This is a genomic window from Halovalidus salilacus, assembly GCF_031852275.1.
In the GTDB taxonomy this organism is placed as follows: domain Archaea; phylum Halobacteriota; class Halobacteria; order Halobacteriales; family Natrialbaceae; genus Halovalidus; species Halovalidus salilacus.
The window spans coordinates 3301664-3313298 of the sequence record NZ_CP134700.1; the positions used below are offsets into that span (position 1 = coordinate 3301664).

The following is an 11635-nucleotide window of genomic DNA, read 5'->3' on the forward strand; positions in this document are numbered from 1 at the left end:
CTAAGTCCGGTCGATTGGAGCTTCCGTGCCCGCCTACCAGGGGAACGAGAGCTCCCCCGGCAACTCGAGTTCTGCTGGCAGTACCGCCTCGGGAACCGCGTCGCTGCCGAGCACGTCCTCGCCGGGCGTCGCGTCCGTGTCGAACCCCGCGTCCGCGGGCTCGTCGTCTCGGTACTCCCGCGGCGGCGCGTGGTGGGCGTGGGTCCCCTCCGGGTGGGGGACCGTCCAGACGTGCAGCATGCAAGGCGTTCGGCAGGGAGGCTCGAGACTCGGGTCCGCGTCCTCGGCGTGGACGGCCCGGTGGGTCCACCACGCGAGGCGGCCGGGGAGGCCGGCGTGGTAGTGCCAGGGTGAACACACGCCCGGATCGCCGCTCGAGTGGTGATCGCCCTCGGACCCGTGACCGCCGTGGTCGTCGTGACCGGCGCGTTCACCGTGGTCGTCACGGTGGTCGTGATCCCCGCGGTCGTCCTCCGCGCCGATGACGCCGTTTCGCTCGGCGACCGTCTCGCCGTCGCCGTCCTCGGCCGCCGCATCGCTCTCGCCGTCCGCGCCGCCGACCTCGTAGAGCGTCGGCGGATCGACCTGCTTCCCCGATTTCACGGCGACGAACATCACGCCGATCGTCCGCCACGTCTCGTTGTCGACCAGCACCGACCCCGGCCGCTCTGGGTCGAGGATCGTCTCGCCCTCGATGTACTCGGGGTTCAGCCAGTGGGACCAGCCGTCCTCGCCGAAATCGAGTTTGTCGAAGTAGGGAACGAACCCGTCCTCGAGCAACGCCCCTACCGTCGGATACTCGGCCTCGAGGACCTCTGTAACCGCGTTCCGGAGCCCCCGCGTCACCGGATGCTCGTCCGAACATCCCTCCGTACTCGCCCCTTCGCAGTGGCCCATCGTCGGCTCGAGCGTGGCGTCCTGGCAGTCCGAGTCGTCCGACTCGAGGTCGACCGGCAGTTCCGGCCGGGCGTCGACGCCCGAACGGGCGCCCGCGGTGCCGGTCGCGCCGACGGCGAGGGCGCTCCCGGACGCCGCCAGCAGCGCTCTGCGGGTCACCCGCGAGCGAGCCGTCGATCGGCCGCTCGGACCAGAGTCGCCGGCGGATTGGGCGTCGGTGCCGTTCATGTCGTACATCGAACGGCTCGAGCGGACGTAAAGCCCGATTACCGGCGAGCCTGAAAGAACGCTCAAGCGAACGGTGGAGGAATTAGAGGAATTCCCGAACGTCGGAGTACCACATGTCGTGATAATCGAGGTGGCCGATCCGGCGGGCGATGGCGACCGCCAGCGCGTGCCAGCAGAGGTCGGTCGGATCGTCCGGATCCAGGTTGTACTCGCTGTCCTTGCAGGTACACCCCTGGCCCTCGACGATGTACTCGTCGTCGTAGCCGACGACGATGGTGAAGTCGCGGTAGACTTTGACCCGGTTCTCGGCGACGGCCTCGATGGCGCGAACCCCGCGGTCGCCGTGGAGCCGGGAGATCCGCCCGACGATCTCGGGCGTCAGCTCCCCCGTCTCCTCGAGCCGGGCTTGCCACCGCTCGACGGGGTTCCGTTCGGGCACGTCGGTGACTCTGTAGCGGACTGTAAAATCCGTTTGGTTGTGGAGAGCGGGGGATCGACCGGGGCGGACGGCGTTCTCGCGTCGACGCTCCGCGACCGCGTCGCGACGGGCGCTCGCGGCCGGGAGACCACGCCGTTTTTCGCCCCCGCCCGCCGACTGGGGAGCATGCGCGTCACGGAGGGCGGGGTCGACCTCGAGGTGCCCGCCGAACAGACCGAGGGCGTCGAGGCGCCGGTGTTCTACAACCCGCGCCAGGAGCTGAACCGGGATCTGACGATCGCGACGCTGCGGGCGTTTCGCGAGCGCGAGCCCCGAGCGGAGTCCTACCTGGACGCGATGACCGCCAGCGGCGTGCGCGGAGTTCGGGCCGCCGCCGACGGCTGGGACGTCACCTGCTCCGACGTCGAGACGGAGGCGGTCTCGCTCGCTCGGGAGAACCTCGAGCGAAACGGGCTCGAGGGGCGCGCTCGGGTCGAACACCGGAACGTCAACGCCCTGATGCACGAGGAGGCGTTCGACGTGATCGACCTCGATCCGTACGGAACGCCGATGCCGTTCGCCGACGCCGCGTTCGCGCGGTGTCGCGATCTCGTCTGCGTGACCGCCACGGACACCGCGCCGCTCTGTGGCGCCCACTTCAACAGCGGCATCCGCTCCTACGGCGCCGTTCCCCGCAACACGGACTACCACGCCGAGATGGGCGTTCGGATCCTCCTCTCGGCGCTCGGCCGCAGCGCGGCCCGCTTCGACGTCGGCGTCACGCCCCTGTTCACCCACGCGACGAGCCACTACGTCCGAACCTACCTCGAACTCGACCGCAAGGCCACCGCGGCCGACGCCGCACTCGAGGAACTGGGCCACCTCTCCCACTGCGAGGACTGCCTGTACCGCGAGGCGGAGCGCGGGTTGATCGCGGACCCCCTCGAGTCCTGCCCGAACTGCGGAGGCGAGCGGATCCTCGTCGCCGGACCGATCTGGCTGGGCCCGTACCGCGACCGCGAGTTCGTCAGCGAGGTCCGCGAGCGTATCCCCGACGAGTTCGACACCGCAAAAGCGGGGCGGGAACTGCTCGAGACGCTCGAGGCCGAACTCGACGAGCCGACGTTCTACGACCAGCACAAGCTCTGCAAGAACTGGGGCCTGCCGGCCAACGCGATGGACGACTTCCTCGCCGACCTCCGCGAGGCGGGATTCGAGGCCTCGCGGGCCCACTACGGCGGGACGGCGTTCAAGACGGACGCGGGCGTCGGGGAGATCCGCGAGGCCACCGCCCCGAGCCTCGGGGGAGACTGATCGGTCGGCTGTGTTGAATCACTAGATGGCGTCGGGATAGGTCGCTAAATCAAAGGAGTTGAAGCGGGAGAGTCGAGTTGTCCATGACCCAAATCTCCCGCTTCATTGGGGAAGTTGTGCCGCTCGCTCAAAGAGTCACTGGTGATGGAGACGAATCCGCCGCCCCGGAAGGTGGCGGCGGATTCGCCGACTATGCACGCGTTTCCCTGCACTGTCTGCGGATTTACCTCGATACGTCCTACCGAATGACGATTGACCTGCTCAAGGAGATGCCACAAATAACCGGGGAGATCGGCCTCAGCGCGGCCGATCTCCCCTCACCATCCACGTTGTGTAAGGCGTTCGACCGGATCAGTATGAGCGTCTGTCGAGTGTTGCTGCGCCAGTCGGCGCAGCTACACGACCCATCCGAACACGCTGCTATCGACGCAACATTCTACGAACGTGATCGTGCGAGCCGCCACTACTGCCAGCGAACCAATTACCGCGTTCAAACGCTCAAAGTCACAAAACTCGTCGATACAGCAACGCAAGCCGTTCTCGATCTCCACTGTTCGACGACGTTAGAAGGCAGCGATGCAGACCTTGCCGAGCAGATCGTCCGCCGGAATGCGGGCGATCTGCGGTCACTTGCCGCTGACAAAGGCTATGACAAGCAACAACTCCGTGAACGACTGCGAGAACTCGACATTCGCCCACTGATCAAACACCGGATCTTCGCTCCGTACGATTACGCACACAACGCCCGCATTGACGACGATCGGTACGCTCAGCGGTCAATGGCTGAAACCGTCAACTCAGCTGTCAAGCGCTCGCTCGGCTATGCCGTGCGAGCGCGTACCTGGTATCGAGAGTTCCGTGAAATCGCCTTGATGTGTGTCGTCTATAACATCAAGCGAGCCGTCAACCAGTGAAATCCAACGCAGTATGGCGATTCAACACAGCCGATCGGTCCGTCCGCTCCCGTCGCACCTACTCCGCTTCCTCAGCGTACAGCCGAACCAGTCGACACTCCGGACAGCAGACTCCCTGCAGCCTCGCCCTGCGTTTCAGCCCCAGTTTCCCCAGCAGACCGTCTCGAGCCCCGGTCGCGATGGACAGGCGCATGCTCTCACCGTCGCGAACGGGAACTGGTTCCATCGTGACGCCGCAGTCCGGACAGCGTCGGTGCTCCATACGTTCCGTTCGACGCAGGGGGAGAAATACCGACGGTTCGAGGAGGTCGGCCGGCGGCCGTAACTCCGGTCCCATATTTGACGCGGCGCCACGAATCACCGACCGTGATCGACCGACATCCCAGCTTCCGGGTGGCTCGCCGCGTCAAGCGGGTGGTCGTCCTCGAGCAGGTGACGCTGCTGTCGGCCGCCGTCGCATACTACGGGTTCGTCTCGCTCGTGCCGCTCGGGTTGCTGACGGTGGCGCTCGCGACGGCGACCGTTGGGGAGGAACTGATCGCGGCCCAGTTGACGGCCTCGGCCGACGAGCTCCTCACGCCGACGGCCCAGGAACTGATCGTCGAGGCCATCGGCGACAACTCCGGGCGCCGCGGGGCGACCGTCGTCGGGATCCTGGGCCTGCTGTGGGGGAGCAGCCGGATCTTCCGGGGCCTCGACAGGGCGTTCTCCGAGATTTACGGGACCGTGGCGACGAAGTCGTTCGTCGACACCATGTGGGACGTCCTGGTGGTCGTCACCGCCATCGTCCTCGGGCTCGCGATCCTGGCGGTTTTCGAGACGGTGATCGTCGTCGCACCGATCCCCGGCGTCACGGTGCTCGGCCCCGTATTCGTCTTGCTCGGCCTCGTCGTCGTCTTCCTCCCGCTGTACACCGTCTTCCCGGGCCCGGAGATCGACGTTCGCGAGGCGCTTCCCGGCACGCTCGTCGCCGCCGTCGGCTGGTTCGCGCTCAGCCGCGCGTTCGCGCTGTACGCGACGTTCGCCGGCGACTACGTCTTCTACGGCGCGCTCGGTGCCGTCCTGCTCGTGCTCGCGTGGCTCTACGTCGCCTCGCTTGTCATCCTGCTCGGCGCGACTCTCAACGCCGTCATCGCTGGGCGTGACATGGATCGGCAGCTACAAAGTCCCGGCGCGCGACAGTTTGCGATAGGAGCGATGACCGACGACGCCACGGGTCGAGACGAGGGACCGGCCGGAAACCGCGAGGGCTCGGGGACGGGCGCGGACGAGCGCGCCGAAACCACCGCCGGCGCGGACGCCACGACGAACGCGGACACCGCCGCGAGCGCCGACACCACCGCCGCCACGAGTTCGCGCACGCGAGACCGCGCCGACGACCCCGAGGTCCTCCGCGAGGAGATCGAACGCCTCCGGGATCGACTCGAGTCGTTCGAAGCCGACGTCGAGGACCGAACCGTCGACAAACCGTCGCTCGAGGCCGACCTCAAGCGGTACGTCCGCCGGCGCGTCCGGCGCGGCCACGCGACCGGCTGGGGCCCGTACCTCGTCTTGCTCTACGGGACGGCGATGACCGTCGCCGCCTTCTACTTCCTCGCCGACTCGGCCTGGGCGGCCGTGGCCGCGATGCTCGTCGTCTGGACCTCGACGCTCGGCGTCTACGTGCTGATGGTGCTGTTCGGCGCCGGCATCTCGCTGCTCGGCCTCCCCGGACGACTCCGCAACGCGATCGGCGAGCGACGGTCCTGAACCGCTCCGTCCAGCCCGTCTCGAGTCGACCGACCTCCCGTTTGGCCCGCCCACCGTCCGTGCGATCGTTCTCACCCTGCTCGACAGCTGCGTCCCGCCCGCACCCGGCCGGTCGCTCGACGCCGGTCGGTACGAAGGATCGACTGGAGGCAATGATGTAAGCAAAGAGCAGGGGGAGGAGCGAAACGAAAAGCCGCGGGAAGCGGTCGAAGCGGAACCGGTCCGACGGCAGAGTAGGTGGTTCGTGCGGACGTCTGAGACGGTCAGTTGCGAATCAGCTACCGGTCGGGACCGACCGGGGATCGAGAGTCACGCACCGCATACCCGATCAGAAGGTCTCGAGGTACCGGTCGAGTTCCCACTCGGAGACGTCGATGAGGTACTCCTGGAACTCCTGTTCCTTGGCTTCGACGAACTTGGAACCGACGTGCTCGCCGAGGGCCGCGAAGATCGCCTCGTCCTCCTGGAGCGCATCGACGGCGTCGCCGAGGTTCGACGGCAGCGTGTCGATCCCGTACTCCTCGCGCTTCTCCTCGTCGAACTCGTAGATGTTCTCGCGGACCGGGTCGGGGCACTCGAGGTCCTGCTCGATACCGTCGAGACCGGCGTGGATCATGACCGCGAGCGCGAGGTAGGGGTTACAGGACGGGTCGGGCGAGCGCAGTTCGATGCGCGAGGCGGCCGGGACGCGGGCGGCCGGCTTGCGGATGAGCGCCGAGCGGTTGCGATCGGACCAGGCGACGTAGACAGGCGCCTCGTAGCCGGGAACCAGGCGCTTGTAGCTGTTGACCGTCGGGTTGGCGACGGCGGTGATCGCGGGGGCGTGCTCGAGGATGCCGGCGGTGAACGACTTGGCCGTCTCGGAGAGGTTGAACTCGTCGTCGTCGTCGTGGAACGCGTTCTCGCCGTCTTCGTCCATCAGCGAGATGTGGGTGTGCATGCCGGAGCCGTTGATCTTCGGGATCGGCTTGGGCATGAACGTCGCGTGGAGGCCGTGTTCGGCGGCGATGGCGCGGACGACCGTGCGGAAGGTGGCGACGTTGTCCGCCGTCGCGAGGGCGTCGTCGTAGGTGAAGTTGATCTCGTGTTGGCCCTCGGCGACCTCGTGGTGGCTGGCTTCGACCTCGAAGCCCATGTCCTCTAAGCCGTAGATGATGTCGCGGCGGACGTCGCTCGCGAGGTCCTTCGGCGCGAGGTCGAAGTAGCCGCCGGCGTCGTTGGTCTCGGTCGTGGCGCGGCCCTCCTCGTCCTCCTGAAACAGGAAGAACTCGGGTTCGGGGGCGGCGTTGACCGTGTAGCCCATCTCGTCGGCGCGCTCGAGGGCTCGCTTGAGGACGTAGCGCGGGTCGCCCTCGAACGGCTCGCCGGTCGAGGTGTCGACGACGTCGCAGATCATTCGGGCGGCGGCGCCGTTTTCGTCGTTGCGCCACGGAAGGACGGCGAACGTGTCGGGGTCCGGAACGAGGCGCATGTCCGACTCCTGGATGCGGACGAAGCCCTCGATCGAGGAGCCGTCGAAGTAGATGCCCTCGGTGAAGGCTTTCTCCGCCTGACGAGCGGGGATCGAGACGTTCTTCACCAGCCCGAGGATGTCGGTGAACTGCAGGCGAAGGAAGTCGACGCCCTTCTCCTCGATCTCGTCCAGTACGTCCTGCTCTGCCGCGGTGAGGTTTCCGCTTGTCATCTTTCTCGTCGGGCTATCCGAGTATCCCTAGTACTAAAACCCTACTGTATCGTGCAAATCTTCCCCTTCCCATATGGAATTGGATATTCGTAAAGTTCTAATGGGTGCGGCGAGTGGTTGGACGTGATGACGTACGAAAATCTCGATGCAAAGTTGGTGAATGCACTCCTCGGGGACGGCCGGGCGAGTCTACGAAGCCTGGCGGAAGAACTGGACGTTTCGGTAACGACCGTCTCGAACCACCTTTCGGACCTGGAAGAGGAGGGCGTGATCGAGGGCTACACACCCCGGGTCAACTACGACGCTGTCGGCTACGACGTCACGGCGGTCATCCAGTTGAAAGTCGAGGGGAACGCCCTCCCCGACATCACGGACACGCTCAAGGAACACCGCCAGATGACCAGCGTTTACGAGGTCACGGGCGACTACGACGTGATCGCCATCGGCAAGTTCAAAGACACCGACGGCATGAACGACCAGATCAAGCAGTTGCTCACCGATCCGGATATCAAGGCCTCCAACACGAGCGTCGTCCTCAACGCCGTCACCGAGAACGAGCAGTTCGAACTCGAGGTCGACGACTAACTCGTTTCGCGTTCTCGTATCGACTGCCTTCCGGTTCGTTCCACCCGAGCGACGGCGTACCGGAACTCGACGACCGGCGAATCTGTAACCGACACTGACGTATCGGCTGATCGTCACTCGAGCGGCGTCGACCCGACCGGCGTGCACGTGGCCGATTCCGAACCTCCCCTCGGTCACCGAACGTACAGCAACGCCAATCCGAGCACCAGCAGGCCGAGACCCCACCACAGCGAGTCGCCGGGCAACAGTTTGAGCAGTAGCGTCACGATGCCTGACGTGAACACCGACCAGCCGACCGTCGTCTGATACGTCATAGTGTCGATACGCCGTCACCACCAATAGGTGCGCGGCTTGCCCGACTCCCCGTCGCAGCATTCGCTTCGGGGTCGTTCGCTAGCCACCCGTTTTTATATTCAACCCGTTTGAAGTTCACCCACCGACGCGGGCGGAGACGCCCGTCGGCGACAGTCATCCATGAGCGCACACATCGAACGCTGGTTCGTCCCGCCCCGAAACGTCTTCGGGTGGGGAGCGGCACAGGCGACGGGAAGACAGATCCGCGGCCTCGAGGGGAGCCCCGACCGGGCGTTACTCGTCACGGACGAGGGGGTTCGGGGGGCGGGCGTCCTCGATCCCGTCCTCGAATCGCTCGAGGAGGCGGGAATCGAGTACGAACTCTTCGACGAAACGGTTCCGGACCCGACCGGGACGGTCGTCGAGACGGCCGCTGAGCGGTTCGAGTCGACCGCCGCGGACGTGATGGTCGCCGTCGGCGGCGGGTCGTCGATCGACACGGCGAAGGCGGCCGCTGCGATGACGACCAACGAGGGGTCGATCTTCGACTACGCGGGATTGAACGAGGTTCCGAACCCGACGCCGCCACTCGCCATCCTCCCGACGACGGCGGGGACCGGCAGCGAGGTCACGAACTGGAGCGTCATCCGGAACGAGGAGGACGACGTGAAGTACTCGATCGGCGATCCGCACCTGCTGGCGGACCTCTCGATCGTCGACCCGTCGCTGACCGAGAGCGTGCCGGCGCCCATCGCGGCCGCCACCGGGATGGACGCGCTAACGCACGCGATCGAAGCCTACGTTTCGATCCACCGCCAGAGCCAGACCTCGGCGCTGGCGCTCGACTCGATCGAGAAGATCGGAACGTTCCTCCCGCGAGCCGTCGACAGGCGCGGATCCGACCGGGAGGCGCTAACGGCGATGGCGAAGGCGAGCAACCAGGCCGGTACGGCGTTCAACGGGGCCGGTCTCGGCGCCGTCCACGCGCTCTCTCACCAGGTCGGCGCGGCGTTCCGCGTCCCCCACGGCCTCGCCAACGCCGTCTTGCTCCCCTACGCGATGGAGTACAACCTCCTGCAGGTGCCCGAGGAACTGGTCGACGTCGCCGAGGCCCTCGGCGAGTCGGTCGACCGTTCCGCGCCCGCACGCCTCGAGGGGTACAAGGCGGTCCGCGCGGTCCGGCGCCTCTGCGACGACGTCGACATCCCGCGCACCCTCGAGGGCGTCGACGCCGACCGTGACGCGATTCCCGACCTCGCCGCGCAGGGACTGAGCGACGGCTCGCTCGTCGGGAATCCCCGACAGACGGACGCCGAGGACCTCGGGGCGATCCTCGAGCGGGCGTTCGACGGCGACCTCGAGTACGAATCCGTGCTGTAGGCGTACGCGGATCCGAACGCGGTCCCTCTTCGTAGCTCTCTTCGACGTCACCCACCGACCGTGAGCGGCGGATGGGTATCGGGATTCGAGGGAGGGTGGAACGGGGCGACTCGAGCGAAAACGAAACGATCGAAGCGAAAATCGGTGAGCAGGAGCGTACGTTGGTGATCGACGGAAGTCGTGTCCTCTGGACTGGCTCGATCGAAGGCGGTCGAGCGGTTCCTCGCCGTCCCTCACCGACGGCCGAAAAGCCGTTCAGGGTCACCTGTCGGCGAGCGAGCGGTTCGGAGAACCCGAGCGACGCCGTTCACCGAGCACGGACGGCGAACGGGCGAAGCCCGTGAGTCCGGAGTGCTCGGGCCGACGAGCGACCGGAGGGAGCGAGGAGTGCTTTTGGTCGAGCTTTTGCCGAGGGTGCGCGAAGCGCACCCGCAGAGCAAAAGGTCGGTTTACATCATGCCGCCCATTCCGCCTCCCATGCCGCCGCCCATTCCGCCCATGCCGCCCATGTCGTCCATCTCGTCGTCGCCATCGGTGGAGAGGTCGCCGGCGGCGATGATGTCGTCGATCTTGAGGACGAGGTTGGCGGCTTCGGAGGCGGAGGTGACGGCCTGCTCCTTCGCGTGGGCGGGTTCGACGATGCCCGCCTCGAAGGTGTCCTCGACGTCGCCGGTCCAGGCGTTCAGGCCGGCGTGGACCTGGCCGTCGTCGTGGGCGGAGCGGAGGTCAACCAGCGTGTCGATGGGGTCGAGCCCGGTGTTCTCCGCGAGGACGCGCGGGACGAGTTCGACGGCGTCGGCGAACGCCTCGACGGCGAGCTGCTCGCGGCCGGAGACGGAATCGGCGTAGTCGCGCAGGCGCGAGGCGAGTTCGATCTCGATCGCGCCGCCGCCGGCGAGCACGCGGCCGTCGGAGACGGTCTGGGCGACGACGTCGAGGGCGTCCTGGACGCCGCGCTCGAGTTCGTCGACGACGTGGTCGGTCGAGCCGCGCAGCAGGAGCGTGACGCCGTGGGCCCCCTCGCCCTCGACGTAGAACAGCTCGTCCTCGTCGTCGCGGGTGACGTCGCCGAAGCCGAGGTCGTCCGCTTCGGCGCTCTCGAGGTCGGAGACGATGTTCGCGCCGACGACCTCCTTGAGGAACTCGAGGTCGCTCTTCTTCGCGCGGCGGACGGCGAGGATGCCCTCCTTGGCGAGGTAGTGCTGGGCGAGGTCGTCGATGCCCTTCTGGCAGAAGACGACGTCGACGCCGAGGGAGGCGATGTGGTCGACCTTGTCCTTGAGCTGTTTCTCCTCGCGGTCGAGGAACTGCTGGAGCTGGCCGGGGTCGGTGACCGAAACCTCGGTGTCGATGTCGGTCTCCTCGACCTCGATCGGGTCGTTCAGCAGCAGGATGGAGGCGTCCGTCGCCTCGGTGGGCATGTTGTCGTGGACGGGGTCCTTGTCCACGATGCCGCCCTCGAGGAGCTCGGACTCGCCGGCGCCGCGGCCGGTCTGGGTCTCGATGTTGAGGAACTCGAGGTCGACGACGTTCTCGCCGTCGTCGTTCTCGACGGTGACGCTACCGACGGCGTCGACGATGAGCTGTGAGAGGTGTTCCTTGTTGACCTCGGCGCCTTTGCCGGTCATCGACGTCTCGGCGGTCTTGCGCAGGAGTTCCTCGTCGTCGGTGTCGATTTCCGTCGCGATGTCGTCGATCTCCTCGCGGGCCTGTTCCGCGGCCATGTGGAAGCCCTTGATGGTGGCCGTCGGGTGGATCTCCTGCTCGAGGAGGTCCTCGGCGTTCTTGAGGAGTTCACCCGCGATCGCGACGGCCGTCGTGGTGCCGTCGCCGGCCTCGTCCTCCTGTGTCTCCGCGACCTCGATGATCATCTCGGCCGTGGGGTTGTCGATGTCCATCTCCTTGAGGATGGTCACCCCGTCGTTGGTGATGGTGACCGATCCCATCGAGTCGACGAGCATCTTGTCCATCCCCTTCGGACCGAGCGTGGAGCGTACGGCCTCGGCGACCGCGCGGGCCGCGCGGATGTTGTAGTCCTGCGCGTCGCGGTCCTTGACGCGCTGGGAGTCCTCGCTCATCACGATCATCGGCTGTCCCTGCTGCATTCGCTGGCTCATAATCAGCTGAAGGATTGATTGTGATTCTATATAACTTTTTTTATATCGATCCGGC

The 11635-nt window shown here is 66.5% G+C and carries 11 protein-coding genes; 5 read left to right on the forward strand and 6 right to left on the reverse strand.

Annotated elements, in window-relative coordinates; translation table 11 throughout:
- Window positions 1-33: 33 nt before the first annotated feature.
- Both RJT68_RS16315 and RJT68_RS16320 read right to left on the reverse strand, forming a co-directional pair.
- Entirely contained in the window at window positions 34-1134 is a 1101-nt protein-coding gene (locus tag RJT68_RS16315; protein WP_407037592.1) for a hypothetical protein, read from the reverse strand.
- 73 nt (window positions 1135-1207) lie between these two features.
- A complete protein-coding gene (locus tag RJT68_RS16320) occupies window positions 1208-1564 on the reverse strand; it encodes a hypothetical protein (RefSeq protein ID WP_407037593.1) in 357 nt (118 codons plus the stop codon).
- Between the two features lie 165 nt (window positions 1565-1729).
- Here RJT68_RS16320 and RJT68_RS16325 point away from each other — a divergent pair, with 165 nt between their 5' ends.
- Together RJT68_RS16325 and RJT68_RS16330 are read left to right on the forward strand one after the other, a co-directional pair.
- Entirely contained in the window at window positions 1730-2857 is a 1128-nt protein-coding gene (locus tag RJT68_RS16325; protein ID WP_407040395.1) for a tRNA (guanine(26)-N(2))-dimethyltransferase, read from the forward strand.
- 83 nt (window positions 2858-2940) lie between these two features.
- Window positions 2941-3771, forward strand: coding sequence for an IS5 family transposase (locus tag RJT68_RS16330; RefSeq protein WP_407037594.1), 831 nt, complete (start codon window positions 2941-2943; stop codon window positions 3769-3771).
- 58 nt (window positions 3772-3829) lie between these two features.
- Here RJT68_RS16330 and RJT68_RS16335 read toward each other — a convergent pair whose 3' ends face one another.
- Window positions 3830-4033, reverse strand: a complete 204-nt coding sequence (locus RJT68_RS16335; protein WP_407037595.1) for a hypothetical protein — start codon at window positions 4031-4033, stop codon at window positions 3830-3832.
- A gap of 104 nt (window positions 4034-4137) precedes the next feature.
- On the opposite strand from RJT68_RS16335, the gene RJT68_RS16340 reads away from it, so the two are divergent.
- On the forward strand, window positions 4138-5520 hold the full coding sequence (locus tag RJT68_RS16340; RefSeq protein WP_407037596.1) for a YihY/virulence factor BrkB family protein: 1383 nt from the start codon (window positions 4138-4140) through the stop codon (window positions 5518-5520).
- Between the two features lie 328 nt (window positions 5521-5848).
- On the opposite strand, the gene glnA is transcribed toward RJT68_RS16340, so the two are convergent.
- Window positions 5849-7204, reverse strand: a complete 1356-nt coding sequence (gene glnA, locus RJT68_RS16345) for a type I glutamate--ammonia ligase (RefSeq protein ID WP_407037597.1) — start codon at window positions 7202-7204, stop codon at window positions 5849-5851.
- A 126-nt stretch (window positions 7205-7330) separates the two neighbouring features.
- Between glnA and lrp the strand changes: the two genes are divergently transcribed.
- Window positions 7331-7789 (forward strand): HTH-type transcriptional regulator Lrp, encoded by a 459-nt coding sequence (lrp, locus tag RJT68_RS16350; RefSeq protein WP_407037598.1) that lies wholly within the window; start codon window positions 7331-7333, stop codon window positions 7787-7789.
- Window positions 7790-7962: 173 nt separating this feature from the next.
- On the opposite strand, the gene RJT68_RS16355 is transcribed toward lrp, so the two are convergent.
- Window positions 7963-8103: a hypothetical protein gene (locus tag RJT68_RS16355; RefSeq protein WP_407037599.1), complete on the reverse strand. Its 141-nt coding sequence runs from the start codon at window positions 8101-8103 to the stop codon at window positions 7963-7965.
- A 160-nt stretch (window positions 8104-8263) separates the two neighbouring features.
- On the opposite strand from RJT68_RS16355, the gene RJT68_RS16360 reads away from it, so the two are divergent.
- A complete protein-coding gene (locus RJT68_RS16360) occupies window positions 8264-9463 on the forward strand; it encodes an iron-containing alcohol dehydrogenase family protein (protein ID WP_407037600.1) in 1200 nt (399 codons plus the stop codon).
- 449 nt (window positions 9464-9912) lie between these two features.
- On the opposite strand, the gene thsB is transcribed toward RJT68_RS16360, so the two are convergent.
- Window positions 9913-11580 carry a thermosome subunit beta gene (gene thsB / locus RJT68_RS16365; RefSeq protein ID WP_407037601.1) on the reverse strand — a complete coding sequence of 556 codons (1668 nt, stop codon included), beginning with the start codon at window positions 11578-11580 and terminating at the stop codon, window positions 9913-9915.
- Window positions 11581-11635 lie beyond the last annotated feature (55 nt).